At 42.1% G+C, this 19,918-nt stretch carries 17 protein-coding genes; 14 read left to right on the plus strand and 3 right to left on the minus strand.

From position 1 onward, the window contains the following. Positions 1–11 precede the first annotated feature (11 nt). The 13 genes from MHI46_RS04730 (at position 12) to MHI46_RS04790 (ending at position 16,841) form a co-directional block, all read left to right on the plus strand. Complete coding sequence (locus MHI46_RS04730; RefSeq protein ID WP_012009394.1) at positions 12–1,550, plus strand: bifunctional GNAT family N-acetyltransferase/carbon-nitrogen hydrolase family protein; 1,539 nt, start codon at positions 12–14, stop codon at positions 1,548–1,550. Positions 1,551–1,779: 229 nt separating this feature from the next. Beyond that, positions 1,780–2,196: a VOC family protein gene (locus MHI46_RS04735; RefSeq protein ID WP_024425308.1), complete on the plus strand. Its 417-nt coding sequence runs from the start codon at positions 1,780–1,782 to the stop codon at positions 2,194–2,196. Between the two features lie 284 nt (positions 2,197–2,480). After that, positions 2,481–3,398 carry an AEC family transporter gene (locus tag MHI46_RS04740; RefSeq protein ID WP_039177433.1) on the plus strand — a complete coding sequence of 306 codons (918 nt, stop codon included), beginning with the start codon at positions 2,481–2,483 and terminating at the stop codon, positions 3,396–3,398. Positions 3,399–3,431: 33 nt separating this feature from the next. Next, positions 3,432–5,024, plus strand: a complete 1,593-nt coding sequence (locus tag MHI46_RS04745) for a PucR family transcriptional regulator ligand-binding domain-containing protein (RefSeq protein ID WP_260775621.1) — start codon at positions 3,432–3,434, stop codon at positions 5,022–5,024. Positions 5,025–5,279: 255 nt separating this feature from the next. Then, positions 5,280–6,620, plus strand: a complete 1,341-nt coding sequence (locus MHI46_RS04750; RefSeq protein WP_058838770.1) for an aspartate aminotransferase family protein — start codon at positions 5,280–5,282, stop codon at positions 6,618–6,620. Between the two features lie 344 nt (positions 6,621–6,964). Then, on the plus strand, positions 6,965–7,522 hold the full coding sequence (locus MHI46_RS04755) for a glycerol-3-phosphate responsive antiterminator (RefSeq protein ID WP_024425304.1): 558 nt from the start codon (positions 6,965–6,967) through the stop codon (positions 7,520–7,522). Between the two features lie 214 nt (positions 7,523–7,736). Next, a complete protein-coding gene (locus tag MHI46_RS04760; protein ID WP_039177442.1) occupies positions 7,737–8,552 on the plus strand; it encodes an MIP/aquaporin family protein in 816 nt (271 codons plus the stop codon). A 15-nt stretch (positions 8,553–8,567) separates the two neighbouring features. Further along, complete coding sequence (gene glpK / locus MHI46_RS04765) at positions 8,568–10,064, plus strand: glycerol kinase GlpK (protein ID WP_039177444.1); 1,497 nt, start codon at positions 8,568–8,570, stop codon at positions 10,062–10,064. Between the two features lie 139 nt (positions 10,065–10,203). Further along, positions 10,204–11,865, plus strand: coding sequence for a glycerol-3-phosphate dehydrogenase (glpD, locus tag MHI46_RS04770; protein ID WP_047202870.1), 1,662 nt, complete (start codon positions 10,204–10,206; stop codon positions 11,863–11,865). A gap of 146 nt (positions 11,866–12,011) precedes the next feature. Then, positions 12,012–13,757 carry a phospho-sugar mutase gene (locus MHI46_RS04775; protein WP_260775622.1) on the plus strand — a complete coding sequence of 582 codons (1,746 nt, stop codon included), beginning with the start codon at positions 12,012–12,014 and terminating at the stop codon, positions 13,755–13,757. 156 nt (positions 13,758–13,913) lie between these two features. Next, positions 13,914–15,059 (plus strand): GAF domain-containing sensor histidine kinase, encoded by a 1,146-nt coding sequence (locus MHI46_RS04780; protein WP_039177453.1) that lies wholly within the window; start codon positions 13,914–13,916, stop codon positions 15,057–15,059. Next, a complete protein-coding gene (locus MHI46_RS04785) occupies positions 15,056–15,706 on the plus strand; it encodes a response regulator transcription factor (RefSeq protein ID WP_059375321.1) in 651 nt (216 codons plus the stop codon). The genes MHI46_RS04780 and MHI46_RS04785 overlap by 4 nt, the downstream gene beginning before the upstream one ends. Before the next feature lie 250 nt (positions 15,707–15,956). Next, on the plus strand, positions 15,957–16,841 hold the full coding sequence (locus MHI46_RS04790; RefSeq protein WP_064498240.1) for a GNAT family N-acetyltransferase: 885 nt from the start codon (positions 15,957–15,959) through the stop codon (positions 16,839–16,841). A 51-nt stretch (positions 16,842–16,892) separates the two neighbouring features. On the opposite strand, the gene MHI46_RS04795 is transcribed toward MHI46_RS04790, so the two are convergent. Then, positions 16,893–17,141, minus strand: a complete 249-nt coding sequence (locus MHI46_RS04795) for a YhdB family protein (protein WP_024426598.1) — start codon at positions 17,139–17,141, stop codon at positions 16,893–16,895. 248 nt (positions 17,142–17,389) lie between these two features. Here MHI46_RS04795 and MHI46_RS04800 point away from each other — a divergent pair, with 248 nt between their 5' ends. After that, complete coding sequence (locus tag MHI46_RS04800; protein ID WP_228280007.1) at positions 17,390–17,653, plus strand: YqzG/YhdC family protein; 264 nt, start codon at positions 17,390–17,392, stop codon at positions 17,651–17,653. Positions 17,654–17,796: 143 nt separating this feature from the next. Here the strand turns inward: MHI46_RS04800 and MHI46_RS04805 are convergent, their stop codons facing one another. Together MHI46_RS04805 and MHI46_RS04810 are read right to left on the minus strand one after the other, a co-directional pair. Then, positions 17,797–19,272, minus strand: coding sequence for a catalase (locus MHI46_RS04805; protein ID WP_039177466.1), 1,476 nt, complete (start codon positions 19,270–19,272; stop codon positions 17,797–17,799). 159 nt (positions 19,273–19,431) lie between these two features. Continuing rightward, positions 19,432–19,863, minus strand: a complete 432-nt coding sequence (locus MHI46_RS04810; protein ID WP_039177468.1) for an Rrf2 family transcriptional regulator — start codon at positions 19,861–19,863, stop codon at positions 19,432–19,434. Positions 19,864–19,918: the final 55 nt, after the last annotated feature.

Raw genomic sequence — 19,918 nt, forward strand, 5'->3', positions numbered from 1 at the left:
GCAAAAACATCATGGCAGAAAAACTCGATTTAACGCGGTTTGAAAAAAGAATGGTGATCCGTAATATCCGGGAAGAAGATATTGACCGAATCATTGCCTTGCAGGAGGTATGCTTTCCGGGCATGGACCCATGGAAACGAGAGCATCTTGAAAGCCATCTTGAGCATTTCCCAGAAGGTCAGTTTTGTGCTGAATTTGAGGGGGAAATCATTGGCTCTTGTTCAAGTTTATTAATTAACTTTGATGAATACGATGACCGTCATACTTGGCAGGACATCACAGATGATGGGTACATCACAAACCATAATCCAGATGGGATGAATATGTACGGAATTGAGGTTATGGTTAGTCCTGAGTACCGCCGCATGAAAATTGGCCATCGTTTATATGAAGCAAGAAAAGACTTAGCAAGAAGATTAAATTTGAAAAGTATCATTATTGGCGGACGCATCCCGAATTATCATAAATACCAAGAGGAAATGACGCCTCGCCAATATGTGGAGCAGGTCATGCTTCACCAAATTTATGACCCTGTTTTATCTTTTCAGCTGTTAAATGAATTCAGCCTCATGCGGATTAATCCGAATTATTTGCCGGATGATAAGGCATCCAGCACATATGCCACGTTAATGGAATGGAACAATGTCGATTATCGTCCGCAATCGAAAAGATATTATAAATCGGCGTTCCCAGTTCGTATTTGCGTCATTCAATATGCGATGAAACAAATTCATTCCTTTGAGGAATTCATGAATCAGGTGGAGTATTATGTTGATGTCGCATCAGATGCGTCAGCTGACTTTGCCGTATTCCCAGAGATTTTTACAACGCAGCTCATGTCTTATTTAGAGGAGCGCTCCCCAAGTCTTGCAGTGCAGCGTATCACGGAATATACCGAGGACTACATTAATTTGTTCACAGACCTTTCTGTGAAGTACAACATTAATATCATTGGTGGATCCCATTTCGTTGAAGAGGAAGGGAAAATCTACAATATCGCTTATTTATTTAGACGTGATGGAACGATTGAAAAGCAATATAAGCTCCATATCACACCGAATGAAAGAAAATGGTGGGGGATTTCAGCAGGTGATCAGGTTCGGGTATTTGATACGGACTGTGGTAAAATTGCGATCCAAATTTGCTACGATATTGAATTTCCTGAGCTGGCTCGGATTGCAGCTGATAAAGGAGCAAAAATTATTTTTACTCCGTTCTGTACAGAAGACCGTCAAGGTTATTTAAGAGTGCGTTATTGTGCACAGGCAAGAGCGGTTGAAAATCAGATTTATACCGTCATCTCTGGAACTGTCGGAAACCTTCCGCAAACCGAAAATATGGATGTCCAATATGCACAATCAGCGATTTTTGCCCCATCTGACTTTGAATTTGCAAGAGATGGGATTGTAGGAGAGTGTAATCCGAATATAGAAATGGTTGTCGTTGGCGATGTCGATTTAGAAATTTTAAGAAGACAGCGGCAAGATGGAACGGTACGTCAGCTCAAAGACCGAAGAAGAGATGTGTACCATATTGAATATAAGAAATAATGAAAGGAAGCGCCTACCACAAGGCGCTTCTTTTTGATGACATTTTTTAAAATGACATAGCAGCTGGACGAGCTAAGGCTTTCGTAGCCACCTGTTCAAGATTCATCATAATATATTGTAAACATAAGCTAAAGAAGGAGGAGAGCTTATTTTTTCATGTGATAAAGGGATGCTCGAGCAAAATCTGAATATACTGAAACGAGATCATGTGTTCAAAAAGGAGAGGAAAATGGGGCGACAAGCTAAACATTTGTATATCAATTTACCGGTAAAGCATGTCAAGGAATCAAAGGCTTTTTTTGAGCAGCTGGGTTTTGACTTTCAAGAGCAGCTGACGAATGATCAGGCAGCTTGTTTGGTCATTGGTGATACCATTACGGTCATGCTGTTAACCCATAAGCATTTTCAAACCATCTCAGAGAAGCAATTGGTGGATGCAAGGCAGGGATCCGAGGTCATTGTCTCTATGCGGGTTGATTCACGAAAAGAGGTCGATGAGCTGGTGGAGCAGGCGATGGCAGCAGGCGGGTCACCGTTTAAGGAAAAGCAGGATCATGGGTTCATGTACGGTTGGAGCTTTCAGGATCTTGATGGTCATTTGTGGGAAGTGTTCTATTTGGATGAGGAGAGAAGCGGCCTTTCATAAGGGTGCTTCAGCGTGTAGACAAACCCTCGCATTCGGTGTCAGGCCTGCGCTCCGATGCTCACGAATGTCAAATTCGCTCCGCTTCGGTACTCGTCCTTTCTAGACTGCAAAGGTTTTCAATCACGCTGAAAAGAAGACAAAAGGTTAAAATCAAGAACATTTTAGCCCTTTGTCAATAATCAGAAGCGACCTTTCATAAGGGCGCTTCTTTTTTATTGTTTAACAGTGGTATGATTATGAGGAAACAAAAAATAGGAATTCATCTAGAGAAAAGTAGGTGCAGCATGGAGTTTTTACTTGTCTTACTGCCAGTGTTCGGTATTTTCCTTATCGGGTATATTGGGCAGAAGGCCATTGGTTTTGACATACATACGCTCTCATCAATGTCTTTATATTTAATGTCACCATTTCTTGCGTTTGAAACCTTTTATCAAAACAAAGTGTCGATGGACTATGTGTACTTATCTATTTTTGTCGTCGGACTTTGTCTTTCACTTGTTTTATGTGTCTTTATTTTATCTCGTATCTATGGTTATTCGAAGGAAATGTATTGTGCCATGATTCTGTCGTCAGCATTTATGAACAATGGGAATTACGGCACGCCTGTTGTCCTGCTTGTCTTCGGAGCAGCTGGTTTAGATATTGCCATCGTTTTAATGGTGCTGCAGCAGCTTGTCATGAGTACGATCGGTATGTATTATGCAGCAAAGGGCGGAGAGGATGCAGGGGATGGAAAGGTCGTGCTGAAAAAAGTGCTGCGTATGCCGGTTGCTTATGGGGCACTCCTCGGTCTATTATTTCAGCTGATGGATCTTTCACTACCTAAAGAGGTGATGACGGGTGTCCAGCTTGTGGGAGATGCCGCCATACCGACGATTATGCTTATTTTAGGTATGCAGCTCGCCGTCATTTCTTTTAAGCAAGTGGATTATCGCAACATTTCTTATGCTGTATTGCTGAAGCTGTTTATCTCACCACTCATCGCATTTGGCTTTACACTCATTTTACCGGTAGATGATCTAGTGAAACAAATTATGATCTTAGTTGCAGCCATGCCGACAGCAGCAAATACTACGCTCATGGCTGTACAATTTCGAACGAAGCCTGAGTTTGTCTCAAGCACGACATTTCTCAGTACCGTTTTAAGCATCGTGACATTACCCGTTTTATTATGGATTTTATCTATGCACCCTCTGGGATAGGGGATAGGCGGCAAAACAAAGGGGGACATATCAATGAATGTAGATGTTCATTTTCAAGTGAGTGATGTGTTGAAAACAAAGTATTTTGCCCATTCGAAAGTGTTAGCAGGAGAAAAGGGATTGTTTCGGCAGGTCAGATGGGTTCATGTGTTAGAAGTGCCTGCTGTAGAAGATTTGTTAAATGGGGGAGAGCTCATACTAACAACAGCCGCAGGCTTCCATGATCAATTGGATGTGTTTCAAGCATTTTTAAAACAGCTGATCGATTCTGGTGCGGCAGGCTTGTGTATTGAATTTGTTCCGCTCAGATTCGATGTACCGGAAGAGCTGATTGTGTATGCAGAAGAAAGAGATTTTCCGCTGATTTTGTTTACAAAAGAAGTGAAATTCGTCAACATCACACAGCATCTCCATACGATGATGATTGAACGCCAGTATCAAATGATGGCTGATCTAGAAGCACTATCATCAAAGCTGAATGAGCTTTTGCTGACTCCCCATCCGCAGATGGATATTTTGGATCAAGTGTATCAGCACGTAAGGGGCATTCTTTTACTCATTCCTGTTCAGGGGGAGCCGATTATTGTATGTGATTCCTCCAAACAAACCGAAGAGCTGGTCATGAATTATTTACAGTATGCTTCCTTGCCAAAAGGATACGAAGTGACCAAAAAAGAAGTACTTGCACTCAAGCAGACATTTGCAGACCTTGTTTTCATTCATCAAACAAACACACTCTCAGAATTTGAACTGCTCGTAATGGATAAAGGAGCAAATGCTCTGGCCCAGCAAACGCTAAGAGAGCTTTATACAGAAGAATTGAAGAAGACCAAAGAGAACGAATGGCTGCAAAAATGGTTCCAAGAAGAGCATACAGAAAGAGATATATTAGAGCATCTTGAAGAAACAGAAGGATTGAAAAAGCCAACCGGCTGTGTCGTGATGCTCTTTCAAAAGCATCATCAAATCGAAGAAATCGCAGGAAATCTATATTTTCTCGTATCGTGCCGCTCCATCTTTCAGCGTGCGGGTTTCCATTTGATTCCGTATGAGCATCAAGGACAAACCTTGTTTATTTTATTGAACACGAGAAAGAAAGAGGACTGGAAAGAGCGTGCAGAGAAGGCTGCAAGCGACATCAAACAATTGTATGATCGGGAGCAGCCACGCGGAACCGTGATCAATTTTAGCATCGGTCCATATTGTGAGCAGTTTCAGCATATGAGAAAAAGCTTTCAAGCAGCCAAAGAAGTGCTGCATTTAAAGAAAGTGATGCCCCAGCGGGTGGAAAGCCCATTTTATCAAGATTTGCATATGCTCCGTCTCATGCCTGTCATGCAGGAAAGCGGACTGCTTGAATGTATGGTGAAAGAGTATTTGGAGCCTGTGCTTTTATATGATAAGCAAAATAGCGGGAGACTCTATCAAACGCTGAATATCTTTTTACAAACAAACGGTTCTAAAAAGGAAACTGCAAGCCAGCTCTTTATTGTCAGGCAGACCCTTTATCATAGACTAGATAAACTGCATGCATTGCTTGGCGAGGATATGATGCAGGCCCCGAAACGACAGGCGCTTGAATTTGCGATTCTTGCATATGAATTTCTGCAAGGAAATCGCCGTTAACGATTTTTGTTAGATTTGCTAAGGCACCCGAGTAGAATGTCTTATCGTTCTTTTCAATCAGTTGACGATCTGTCTAATGTAATCAGCCCGGCCCCTTTTTTATAATGAAAGTAACGGTTGGTTCTCTCTTACAGGCGACCTAGTTTCAGTTTCATATGCCTCCCTTTTCATCCATATAATGAATGGAGAGGCAATGTGCTGCTGAACCGGTCTAAGCTTCTTTAGTGATGAAAACGGATACATGGGGGCGGGAAGATGAAAATACATGAGCAGGCTCAAAATCTTCAGGCGAAAGATGATCAGTTGATCTGGCATCATATGAAAGGGACAAACAAGGAAAATGAAAGCATGGTTATTCACGAGGCAGAAGGCGCATGGGTGACAGATATTCATGGGAATCGCTATTTAGACGGGATGTCAGGTCTTTGGTGTGTAAATGCCGGATATGGCAGAAAAGAGCTTGCAGAAGCGGCATATAAGCAGCTAAATACAATGCCTTATTATCCGCTGACGCAAAGTCATGTGCCAGCGATTCAATTGGCTGAAAAGTTAAATGAATGGCTTGGAGGGGACTATGTCATCTTCTTTTCTAACAGCGGTTCTGAAGCCAATGAAGCCGCATTTAAGATCGCCAAACAATATCATGCGCAAAAAGGAGAGAGCACAAGAACAAAGTTCATCTCCAGGTATCGGTCGTATCACGGCAATACAGCAGCTGCCCTTGCCGCAACGGGGCAGGCGCAGCGTAAATATAAATATGAACCATTGGGTCAAGGCTTTATCCATGTCGCACCGCCTGATATGTATCGTCATCCTGAGGATCAAGAAACTTTGGCAAGTGCAGCGGCAATCGATCAAGCCATGACGTGGGAACTAAGTGAGACCATTGCTGGAGTTATTATGGAGCCGATTATTACAGGCGGCGGTATCTTGATGCCGCCAAAAGGGTATTTGAAGAAGGTTAAAGACATCTGTGAGGCTCATGGAGCGCTTCTCATTGTGGATGAAGTCATCTGCGGCTTTGGCCGGACAGGGAAGCGGTTTGGTTTTATGCATGAAGATGTAAAGCCGGACATCATCACAATGGCAAAAGGGATCACAAGCGGCTATTTACCTCTTTCTGCAACGTGCGTGAAACGAGAAATCTATGAAGCCTACGCAGGGGAAGATACGTATGACAGGCTGCGCCATGTGAATACATTTGGCGGACACCCTGCTTCCTGTGCGGTTGCCCTTGCGAACCTAGAGATCATGGAAAACGAGAAATTAGTAGAACGGTCTGACACGCTTGGGCAAGACATGCTTGAACGTTTGCAAGAGTTAAAAGAGCATCCATTTGTCGGTGATGTCAGAGGAAAAGGCCTGCTGTTTGGAATTGAGCTTGTCCAGGATCAACAGTCCAAAAAACCAGCTGATCCACAGGTTGTCGGTCAATTGATTGCAGAATGTAAAAAACGCGGACTGATCATTGGGAAAAATGGTGATACGGTTGCCGGCTATAATAACGTTGTCCAGCTTGCACCGCCGCTCAATATAACAGACGAAGACGCCTCATTTATTATAAACACGCTTAAAGAAAGCATGGCACAGTTATAGCAGAGAGATTTCTCTGCTCAGCGTGTAGACAAACCCTCGCATTCGCCCGCAGGTCTGCGCTCCGGTGCTCACGAATGTCAAATTCGCTCCGCTCCAGTGCTCGTCCTTCCTAGACTGCAAAGGTTTTCTATCACGCTGAAAAGAAGACAAAGGGCTAAAATCAACATCATTTTAGCCCTTTGTCAACAATCTGAGCAGAGAGATTTCTCTGCTTTTTTCTATGGAAAAGCACATACGCTGCTAAGTAAAATCGGCATTGGATACACTAGGTGTATTGAAAAATAGAAGAGATTCTATTACTGTTAGGAGATGACTGAACCAATACACTTTGAAGGAGACGGCATATGAGTTTTCATGATCAACCCATTCTACCTGCTGTTCGCAATATGAAGCAATTTGAGGAATTTTTAAAAAGTCCATTTACATATGGGGTCTTACTTGATGTCCATTTAGGCCGGCTAAAGGGCATCATGAATGAGGCAAATGCCCATCATAAAAAAATGTTTGTCCATGTCGATCTCATTCATGGGATCAAACATGATGAGTATGGAACGGAATTTATTTGTCAGGAAATGAAGCCGGCAGGAATTATTTCTACTAGGTCTTCTGTCATAGTAAAAGCCAAGCAAAAAAAGGTATATGCCATTCAGCGAATGTTTTTACTTGATACAAGTGCCATGGAAAAAAGCATGGAGTTCGTAGGGAAACATCGCCCAGATTTTATTGAAGTATTGCCAGGGGTCGTGCCGGATCTCATTACAGAAGTGCGCGAGCGAGCTGGGATTCCAATATTTGCAGGCGGGTTTATCCGTACAAAAGAAGATGTAGAAAGAGCGCTTGAAGCAGGTGCTACAGCTGTGACAACATCGAATACAGCCCTTTGGAAAGCGTTCCAAAAGTGAAAAAGATAAAATGTGAAAATTGATTGACAACGTTTTCATCCTCTGATACTATAGCACTAAGTTAATATCATGTGATGGAGAAACGGAGATCCACAACAGCGCTTTACTAGGTGACAAATGACCCTGATGTAAAGTATGTTTGTTGTGGATCTTTTTTCTTTATCTTTTTTACACATTCATAGGGGATGGCAACTGAACCAGAGGAGGAATTTTCATGACACCATTTTGGGGTGAAGTCGTAGGTACAATGCTGCTTATTATTTTTGGAGGCGGTGTATGTGCGGCAGTCAATTTAAAGAAATCGCTCGCATATCAGTCCGGCTGGATTGTAATCGCTTTCGGATGGGGATTTGCAGTAGCCATAGCAGCTTATGCAACAGGTGGAATCAGCGGAGCGCATTTGAATCCTGCACTGACAATCGGGCTTGCGTTAGAAGGAAGTTTTCCTTGGGCTGATGTACCAATGTATATTGCCGGTCAAATGCTTGGCGCATTATTAGGAGCTATTATTGTCTTTTTACATTACTTACCGCACTGGAAAGCAACAGACGATCCAGGTGCAAAGCTGGGTGTATTCTCAACTGGTCCTGCGATTCCGCATACTTTTGCAAACGTACTTAGTGAAGTCATTGGTACATTTGTATTGGTTCTAGGAATCTTAGCGATTGGTGCAAATAAATTCGCAGACGGAATCAATCCGCTGATAGTTGGTTTCTTAATTGTCGCAATTGGTCTTTCATTAGGCGGAACAACTGGTTATGCAATCAATCCTGCACGTGATTTAGGTCCGAGAATTGCTCATGCGATTCTGCCGATTCCAGGTAAAGGTCCATCGAATTGGAAGTATGCGTGGGTGCCGGTCGTTGGTCCAATTTTAGGCGGTGCATTTGGCGGTGTTTTCTATAATGCAGCCTTTAAAGCGAACATCACTCCAGCCTTTTGGATTGTAAGCGTTATTTTAGTTGTGGTATTGTTAGGACTCTATGTCTCTACGAAAAATCAAACAAATGCTGTAAATGAAAGTATGTAAGGGGAGGAAAACACCATGGCAAAAGAAAAATATATTCTCGCTTTAGATCAAGGGACAACAAGCTCAAGAGCGATCTTATTTGATCAAGAAGGCAAAATTGCACATACAGCTCAGAAGGAATTTAATCAATATTTTCCGAACCCAGGCTGGGTAGAACATAACGCAAATGAAATTTGGAGCTCTGTTCTATCCGTCATTTCAACTGCTTTAATTGAATCAGGCATTGAAGCAGATCAAATCGCCGGTATCGGCATTACGAACCAGCGTGAGACAGCTGTTGTTTGGGATAAACATACAGGCGCACCTGTTTATAATGCAATTGTTTGGCAGTCTAGACAAACGTCAGGCATTTGTGAAGAGTTAAAAGCGCAAGGACACAATGAAACGTTTAGAAATAAAACAGGTCTTCTCATTGATGCTTATTTCTCAGGGACAAAAGTAAAATGGATTTTAGACAATGTAGAAGGTGCTCGTGAGAAAGCAGAAAATGGCGACTTGCTGTTTGGCACAATCGATACATGGCTCATTTGGAAGATGACAGGCGGTCAATCACACGTCACAGATTACTCCAACGCGTCAAGAACGTTAATGTTCAACATTTACGATCTGAAATGGGATGAAGAACTACTTGATATCCTTGGCGTACCTGCTTCTATGCTTCCGGAGGTAAAACCATCTTCACACATCTATGGTGAAACAACAGACTATCACTTCTTCGGCAGAAATATCCCGATTGCAGGAGCGGCGGGAGACCAGCAGTCTGCACTATTCGGTCAGGCTTGCTTTGAAGAAGGAATGGCAAAGAACACGTATGGTACAGGATGTTTCATGTTGATGAATACAGGGGAAAAAGCAATTAAGTCGGATCATGGTTTATTAACGACAATTGCATGGGGCATTGACGGTAAAGTTGAATATGCTTTAGAAGGAAGTATTTTCGTAGCTGGTTCAGCGATTCAGTGGCTGCGCGACGGACTGAGAATGTTTAAAGACTCAAAAGACAGCGAAGCCTATGCGGAGCGCGTTGAGTCAACAGAGGGCGTATATGTCGTTCCAGCATTCGTTGGTCTAGGCACACCATACTGGGACAGTGATGTCAGAGGCGCTGTATTCGGATTAACACGCGGTACTTCTAAGGAGCACTTTGTCCGTGCAACGTTAGAATCACTTGCTTATCAAACGAAGGATGTTTTAGATGCGATGGAAAAGGATTCAAACATCTCATTAAAAACTTTGCGTGTAGATGGCGGAGCTGTAAAGAATGATTTCTTAATGGGCTTCCAAAGTGATTTGCTGGATGTACCAGTAGAGCGTCCAGAAATTAATGAAACGACGGCACTCGGTGCGGCCTATCTTGCGGGAATAGCAGTTGGCTTCTGGAACGACCGTTCAGACATTGCAAAACAATGGAATCTTGACAAGCGCTTTGACCCTAAAATGGAAGAGGACAGCCGTGACTCGTTATACAGCGGGTGGAAAAAGGCTGTAAAAGCAGCTCAAGCTTTCAAATAAACCAAAAGTATGGTATACTTCAAGTAAGTTAATAGAACGGTTGGAGAACTGGAGAGACCGCAGGCACCGAAGTGTAGAAATACGCTTTGGGTGTTTGCGGTCTCTTTTTCTTTACCGTACAACATGGGAGGAACAAGAGATGACTTTTTCTAGCTTAGAAAGAGAACAAATGCTGCAGGAAATGACAAAAAAACCATATGATGTGTTTATCATTGGTGGGGGTATAACAGGTGCTGGTACAGCACTTGACGCGGCTTCACGCGGAATGCGTGTCGGTCTTGCAGAAATGCAGGATTTCGCAGCAGGTACGTCTAGCCGCTCAACGAAGCTAGTGCACGGCGGACTTCGTTATTTAAAACAATTTGAAGTGAAAATGGTCGCAGAGGTCGGTAAAGAGCGTGCCATCGTATACGAAAATGGTCCTCATGTCACGACGCCAGAATGGATGCTTCTTCCGATGCATAAAGGCGGGACATTTGGGAAGTTTTCAACCTCTATTGGACTGAGAGTGTATGACTTTTTAGCTGGCGTAAAGCATAGCGAACGCAGAAGCATGCTAAGTGCGAAAGAAACACTTGCAAAAGAACCGCTTGTCAAAAAGGACGGCTTAAAAGGCGGCGGCTACTATGTTGAATATCGTACAGATGATGCACGCCTCACAATCGAAGTGATGAAAGAGGCTGTGAAATTCGGAGCGGAAGCGGTCAACTATGCGAAAGTAAAAGAATTTATTTATGATAAAGGCAAAGTGGTTGGTGTTGTCATTGAAGATGTTATGACGAAGAAAACATACGATGTGTATGCGAAGAAGATCGTCAATGCGACAGGTCCATGGGTAGATCAGCTTAGAGACAAGGACCACTCAAAAGAAGGAAAACACTTACAGCATACAAAAGGAATTCACTTAGTATTCGACCAATCGGTCTTCCCATTAAAACAAGCAATCTACTTTGACACACCTGATAAACGTATGGTCTTTGCCATTCCAAGAGAAGGCAAAACGTACGTTGGAACAACAGATACAGTATACAAAAAACAGCTGGAGCATCCGCGTATGACAAAAGCCGATCGTGACTATGTTATCCAAGCGATTCAGTACATGTTCCCTGATCTCAATATTACAGAAAAAGATGTGGAGTCCAACTGGGCCGGTCTTCGTCCGCTCATTCATGAAGAGGGCAAAGATCCTTCAGAAATTTCTCGTAAGGATGAAGTGTGGACATCATCTTCAGGCTTAATCACCATTGCTGGTGGTAAATTAACAGGCTATCGCAAAATGGCTGAGCATATTGTCGATCTCGTACGTGATGGATTGAAACAAGAGACTGGCAAAGATTACGGACCATGTAAAACAAAGCATATGCCAATCTCAGGCGGTCATGTAGGCGGATCTAAAAACATGGCAGCTTTTGTTCAAGCGAAAACAGCAGAAGGAGCATCTGTTGGTTTAACAGAACCGATTGCACAAAAATTAGCTGAAAAATATGGTTCAAACGTCAGCAGTGTCTACAAACGAGTAGAGCAGCTTCAAGGGGAAGCAGACAAACGAAACATTCCAGCATATGTGCTGGCAGAGCTTGTCTATGCGATCGAAGAAGAATTAGCTGTAACACCTGTCGATTTCTTTTTAAGAAGAACAGGAAGCCTATTATTTAATATCAATTGGGCAAAAAAATACGCACAGCCTGTTGTTGATTACATGGCAGAGCGTTTTGGCTGGGATGAAGCAGCAAAACAGAAACATCAAACAGAATTAGATCAATTATTCCATGAAGCAGTCGTACCGCTTGATGCTGAATAAAAGGAAAAGCCGATCATGTATCGGCTTTTTTTATTTATTCTGCATTTTTTCCAACTGCCAATGATATAGCATGACATAAAGGGTGATTCCATATAAAATAACAGTAGATGTTATTTTATTGATGATAAGAGCCGGGGAGGACGACCATGAGTTGGAAGACGAGTTATGAGCGATGGATCAATGAGAAGCACCTGGATACTGAACTAAGGGAATGGCTGGAGACGCATCAAGATGATCATCAAGCACTTGAAGACTGTTTCTACAAAAACCTTGAGTTCGGCACTGGAGGAATGCGCGGTGAGATTGGTGCAGGCACGAACCGAATGAATGTGTACACTGTTCGTAAAGCATCAGCAGGTCTTGCTGCGTATATTGCGAAACATGGAGAGGATGCAAAAAAAAGAGGCGTCGCCATTGCATATGATTCACGTCATAAATCGCCTGAATTTGCGATGGAAGCAGCCAAAACACTTGCTTCACAAGGCATTCAAACGTACGTATTCGATGAATTGCGTCCGACACCAGAGCTCTCCTTTGCGGTTCGTGAGCTGCATGCATTTGCTGGAATCGTCGTGACAGCAAGTCATAATCCACCAGAATATAATGGCTATAAAGTGTATGGTGAAGATGGCGGGCAGCTGCCTCCATTTGAAGCAGATCAAGTCATTCAAGAAGTAGATGCAATTGAAAATGAACTGTCGATTTCAGTTGATTCTGAAGAAACGTTGAAACAGCAAGGGCTGATCAAAATGATCGGAGAAGAAATCGACCATGCTTATATTGAAAAATTAAAAACCATAAGTGTGCACCCTGAGCTGGCACATGAGGTCGATGTCAAAGTCGTGTTTACTCCGCTTCATGGGACGGCCAATCACCCTGTCAGAAACGGACTTCAGGCTCTAGGTTATCAGCATGTTACGGTTGTGCCTGAGCAGGAAAAACCAGACCCACAGTTCTCAACAGTGACCTCGCCGAATCCTGAGGAGCATGCAGCATTTGAGTACGCCATCAAGCTTGGCGAAAAACAAAATGCCGATATCCTCATTGCCACAGACCCAGATGCTGACAGGTTAGGCATTGCAGTCAGAGATCACGAAGGAGAATTTACCGTCTTAACAGGCAACCAAACAGGCGCCCTGCTGCTCCATTATTTATTGTCTGAAAAACAAAAGCTGGGTCAGCTGCCGCCTCGTCCTGTTGTGATGAAAACCATTGTCACAAGTGAGCTTGGGCGTGCTGTAGCATCAGCTTTTGGTGCCGACACGATAGACACACTTACAGGCTTTAAATTTATTGGAGAAAAAATTAAGCAGTTTGAAAAGAGCGGAGAATACACGTTTCAATTCGGTTATGAAGAGAGCTATGGCTATTTGATCGGTGACTTTGCCCGGGATAAAGATGCGGTGCAAGCGGCACTATTAGCCGTTGAAGTCGCTGCCTTCTATAAAAAACAGGGCAAGTCCTTGTACGACGCGCTTGTCGATATTTTCAAGCAGTTTGGATTTTACCGTGAAGGATTAAAGTCATTAACCTTAAAAGGAAAAGAGGGAGCAGAGCAGATTTCAGCGATCCTTCATACCTTTAGAACAAATCCGCCAGCTGCCATCGCAGGGCAGCGCATCACAGTGATCGAGGATTACCAATCAAGTCAAAGACATCTTGTGGCTGAAAAGAAAGAGGAAACCATTCATCTGCCAGCATCAAACGTGCTGAAATATTTCCTTGAGGATGGTTCGTGGTTCTGCTTAAGACCTTCCGGCACTGAGCCTAAAGTGAAATTTTATATTGCAGTCAAAGGCACATCTTTAACAGATAGTGAAGAAAAGCTAAAGCATCTGTCAGAAGAAGTGATGAAAGTCGTTTATGATATTGTGGAAGAAACAGCGAAATAACGAAAGACAAGGCCATCGTGTATGAATGCATGATGGCTTTTTTCTCAGTCAAAAGGATGAGAAGAAATCATTCTTTTGGAGAAAGAGCCGCGTGGGGACTCATGGTATAATGAGCGTAATGATAAGTGAAGGCTGTAAATGCCGGGGGTAAACAGTATGGGAGAATACCAAGAGAAGGTTGAAACATTAAAAACGTTAAAAGAAATTGCTGAAAAGCTAAATGAAGGCATGGAAATGAAAGAAACGCTCCATGAAGTGCTCCAGATGCTGATGGATGTCACAGGCTTTCATTCAGCATGGATTTATTTTATAGAAAAAGACGGGTCATATGAACTGATGGCAGAGGTTTCTTTACCTGAAGCACTCGCAAAGCATCAAAAACAGCTCATGTGTCAAAATGATTGTTATTGCATCAATCGATACACAAAAGGCTCATTGCAATCAGCCACCAATATTATGAACTGCAAACGGATTGAAACGGCGATTGAACAAAAGCTTGGAGATACAGAAGGGATTACACATCATGCGACGGTGCCTCTACAAGCATGTAAGCGTACGTTCGGCTTATTAAATGTGGCGGCAAAGGGAAAAGTCACATTTACACAAGAAGAGCTGAATTTGCTTGAAAGCATTGCGCTTCAAATTGGTACAGCGATTCAGCGGATGAAGCTTGTGCAAAATGAACAGCAGCACGCCCTTTTACAAGAAAGAAACCGGCTGGCACAGGATTTACATGATTCTGTCAACCAAATGCTATTCTCTGTGAGTCTGACTGCTAAGGCTGCACGGCAAATGACAAGCGATCAGAATCTAGGGGAAATGATTGATTTTATTCAGCATTTGTCACAAGACGCTCTGATTGAAATGCGGTCACTTATTTGGCAGCTGAGACCAAGAGGCCTTGAAAAAGGGTTTACGACAGCAATTGAAGAGTATGCTCAGCTTTTAGGATTACGCTGCAATTTATCTTTATCAGGCTGTATAGAAATGGATCATTCTCACAATGAAACTTTGTTTCGGGTATGTCAAGAAGCGCTGAATAACTGTCAAAAACATGCGGAAGTAGAAGAAGTCGAGGTCAAACTTGAGCAATCAAAAGACACGTTTGAGATGAAAATCATTGACCTCGGAAAAGGTTTTCAATATGACGAGCAGATGAGCCTTCCTTCACTTGGGCTGAAAGGGATGTCTGACCGCATCCGAAGAGCAGGTGGTACATTTTGTATCCATTCAGAGTTAGGGAAAGGAACAACGATTCATGTAAAAGTGCCATTTTCACAAGAAAGGAAGGGATCGTCATGAGAGTTGTCATTGCAGATGATCATCATATTGTGAGAAAAGGCCTGGTGTTTTTCTTACAGACACAGCCTGATGTGGACATCGTTGGTGAGGCGTCCAATGGGCAAGAGGCATTAGAGGTTGTCAGAGATACTCAGCCTGACATTGTCTTAATGGATTTGTCTATGCCTGTCATGAATGGCATTGAGGCAACGAAACAAATGATGCTGGAAATGCCGGACACCCGCATTGTGATCCTGACAAGCTATGCGGATAAAGATTATGTGATTCCCGCTATTCAAGCAGGGGCGAAAGCCTATCAATTAAAGGATGTAGCACCAGAAAAGCTGCTTTCGACCATGATTGAAGTACAAAATGGCACCTATCAGTTAGATGGTCATATCACGACCTTTCTTGTGCAGCATCTGACAGAGCCAAAAGAGCAGAAATGGGCATTGATGAAAGAGCTGACCAATAGAGAGCGAGATGTTTTATTTGAGATTGCAAAGGGCAAAAGCAACAAAGAAATTGCCTCATCTCTGTTTATTTCTGAAAAGACTGTCAAAACGCACGTATCTCATGTATTATCAAAGCTAGAGCTGGCAGATCGAACCCAGGCGGCTCTGTATGCAGTGGATTATCAAAAAAATCAGCCAAAAGAGCTGCTATGACAGAAAGGATTTTAGTCGTTATGCTAAAACTTTTAAGCGCACATTCAATTCAATGAATTGAATAAAAAAGAGCACAGATGTTGGTTATTTGATGTGCGCTTTTGTGTAAAAAGAGAGGCATGTATAGTCTAATTTCTAATAGAAAAACGTAAAAGACTTGACGAGTGGATGCTCATCAAGTCTTTTTTTATTTTATAGGAGGTGATGAACTGGTCAATCACAGGTGAATTTAAAATGGGAGGGAATCAAAGTGGGAAAATATGAATTAGTAAGTGATTATCGCCATGATGTCAAATTAAAAGAGAGCTTTAATAAGCTTGCGATCGATACATTTGATTTGGATTTTAGTGACTGGTACGAAAGAGGCTATTGGGATGAAAAATATATACCTTATTCCTTTGTACATAACGGGAAGGTAATCTCTAACGCTTCTGTCTATCTTATGTCAGTGATCATTGATGGGCAAACGTATCGAGCAGTTCAAATCGGCACTGTTATGACAGATCAAGCCTATCAGCGTAAAGGATTAGCGGCAAAGTTAATGCAGCATATCATGGATGAATACAAAAATGAGTGTGATGTCATCTTTCTTTTTGCTAATGAAACTGTGTTAGATTTTTATCCGAGATTTGGTTTTACCCGTCATCACGAAAGTGAATTTAGCTTAAATATCAATAAAAGCGCTGTTCAAATAAAAAAAGGCGTAGATGTTAAAAAGCTGACATTGGAGCAAGACCTCTCATTACTTGAACGTTTCGCAGAAAAGCGGCAAACTCACTCAATGAAGCTGGATGCTCAGCATCACAGCAGCTTATTGATGTTTTATTTTACATTAGTATGGCCGGATGCCATTTTTTATATTGAAGCATTAGATACCATTGTGCTGATGAATGAAGAAAATGAAACGATGCATGTGTTCGATATCATTTCGCTTCAAACACCAAATGTACAAGAAGTTGTAGAAAGCATTGTGAAGGAAACAACGGAAAAAGTGATCTTTTATTTCACGCCTGATACGACAATTGAAGGTTTACACGCAGTTACGAAGCCAAATGACGAGGATGCACTATTTATTTACACAAAGGAACATTGGGCAAAAGGCCACTTTATGTTTCCAATCACAGCGCACTGCTAATTGTATGTAAAAAGGAAGGGCTAAAATAAACTTCATTCTAGCCCTTTTTCTTTATGTGTACATCGGTTGTGAATAAACTTCAGAAGCAGCAGCCTCTGAAGCGTGGTCAATGTACTGCAGGAGCCCATATAAACATTTTTCAACATCTGCATCGTTCCGGTTAAATTGATACGCATGTAAGAAATGCTCAATACGTTTCGAGAGCAGATCATCTTGCGTACGTACCATAAGAATAAGTAAATTATCCCATTGCGAGCGATGCGTATAATAAAGTGCTTTATCATAATCCGCCACATTCATTAAACCTTCTCCTTTCCCTTGAGAAGTCCTCATTAGTTTGCTCGGATCATATCGACTTTTTCAGGGGAAAAGTTGGTGTCCGCATGAATTGCGTACCGGGAATTATAGGCTGAATAATTGCTTCATGTATGAAAAAGGACCAGCCTGCTAAACCTAAACAAAACATATATGAAAGTGAGATCAATGATATCATGCAGCCGAAATGGTGGATGCTTATTGCAGCAGGAATCGTTTTGCTTGGCAGTTTGATGATTCATCCTGCATCAAAAGCAGCGGTGCAGCCGTTTGAAAATTGGGAAAGACTCGCGTACACAGCGTTGCAAGATGAATATAAAGGTGCCGCTTTAAACGATTATCATTACATTGGCCGGACAGAAGTAAATGATGAGCAGACAAAAGATGTGTTTCGCGTAACTGTTAAGGAAGGCACAACTCGCTTTGCAGCACATGCAGAAATTTATTTTCATCCGGTGACCGGTCATTTGATTAGTATTAACGTGTTTCGACTATAAAGAAGCACATTTTTTGTAAAAGGTGCTCGAGGCGTTCTGACAAACCCTCAATAACTGCCTTTACTAGCACGCTCAAAAAAAGACAAAGGGCCAAAATTAAGATCATTTTAGCCCTTTGTCCAACGATTTATTTCGAGATGGATTTACTTCATGCTTCCTTGAAGATAAGCGCGAATATCCACACCAAGTGAATCCGCTAATCGCTGACCGTAATCTTCATCGGCACGATAGAAGTTGCAGATTGCAAGTAATTTTGTTTTGTCATTTACATCTTTCAAATCAGCCGTTAGGTTTTTAATCAATGCTTGTTTCTCTTCTTCAGAGTAGCTTCTATATCTTTCCCCAGCTTGTTTGAAATCGTTCGGTTTTTCAATTTTTTGTCTCACCATACGGTCACCGTGAAGAACTGGCTCACTTTCTTTGTAATGAGGGTTTTCTTTTGGCTGATCGTCATAACGGTTTGGTTCATAGTTAATATGACCGCTTGGACGAGTCGTTGTCATAAAGCCATCCTGCTGGTTATTGTGTACAGGTGCATAAGGGCAGTTAACCGGAATGCGCATGTAGTTCGCACCAAGACGGTGACGCTGCGTATCAGGATATGAGAACAGACGGCCTTGAAGCAGTTTATCTTCAGATGCCTCAATTCCTGGAACAAATGCACTTGGCGTGAAAGCAGACTGTTCTGTTTCAGCAAAGAAGTTTTCAGGATTGCGGTTGAGTGTCATGCGTCCAACTTTTTGAAGCGGGTAATCTTCCTCGCTCCACGTTTTTGTTGGGTCACATGGATCATAATCAAGTTCATCATAATCGCTAAGCGGCATAAGCTGAACATATAAGTCCCATGCTGGGAAGTTGCCTTTTTCAATGCGGTCATATAAATCTCTTGTCGCATGCTGGAAGTCGTTCGCTTGAATTTCTGCTGCTTCTTCCATAGATAAGTTGTGAATACCTTCAGAAGGTCTCCAGTGATATTTCACATATTTTGCTTCACCGTATTTGTTCACCCATCTAAATGTATGCACACCAGAACCGCGCATTTCAGCGTAGCTTGCAGGGATTCCTTCGTCAGAGAAGAGCCATGTGAGCATATGAGTGGATTCAGGTGTTAAGGTCATAAAATCCCAATAACGGTCAGGATCTTGAATATTGGTTACAGGATCTGGCTTGAGAGAGTGAACCATATCAGGGAATTTCAATGCATCACGAATAAAGAAGATCGGCAAGTTGTTACCAACGAGATCATAGTTGCCTTCTTCTGTATAAAATTTGACAGCAAAGCCGCGCGGGTCACGTAAGGTTTCAGGTGAACCTTTTGGATGAATAACGGTGGAGAAGCGAACGAAAACGTCTGTTTGTTTTCCTTCTTCACTTAAGAAGGCTGCTTTTGTATGTTTCTCCATGCTGTTTTCTACTTCAAACACACCGTAAGCGCCGGCGCCTCTAGCATGAACGACACGTTCTGGAATACGTTCACGATCAAAGTGTGCGAGTTTTTCAATCAAATGGTAATCATCAAGAAAGGTAGGTCCGCGGTGACCAGCTGTTCTTGAGTTTTGGTTATCGCCAACAGGAACGCCTTGGTTCGTTGTCAAATTTTTATGATTTGAATTTGTCATTCTTTTCTCCTCCTGTAAACAAAAAGTGTTTTCTAGCAATCTATATACCCTAATTATATTGAATCAAACATGATAGTCAATATTTATTTATAATAATTTTAAATAAATTATTATTACAAGAAGGTAAAGAAAAAGACGAAAGAATAAAATTCTTTCGCCTTAAAGCAGGAGCTCCCTGAGAGCATCTTTGTTTTGTGTTAAATCTTTTAGTGTGTATCGGTCAAGAACGCTTAAATAAGCAGTGAGTGCTTCATGAAGTACATGCTTTAATGAACAAATCGGGGAGATGATGCAGCCATTTTTCTTTGGATCAAAGCATTCAACCATGACTAAATCATCCTCTGTATAACGGACAACCTCTCCAATGTTAATGCTTTCTGGGCTTTTTCCAAGCCTGATCCCGCCATTTCTTCCGCGAATCGTGTCTACATACCCGCGTTTTCCAAGATGATAAATCACCTTCGTCAGATGATTTTTAGAAATGCCATAAACATCGGCAATCTGCTGAATATTTGACAGTTCATTGTTTTCTCTTGATGCTAAATAAATGAGTACCCTTAATGAGAAATCTGTGTAATTCGTAAGTTTCATTTTGACGACCTCTAAACCTAATAGAGTTTTGTATCATCGTAACACATTTTAGACA

The sequence above is a fragment of the Bacillus sp. FSL K6-1000 genome, assembly GCF_038630785.1.
In the GTDB taxonomy this organism is placed as follows: Bacteria; Bacillota; Bacilli; order Bacillales; family Bacillaceae; genus Bacillus; species Bacillus safensis.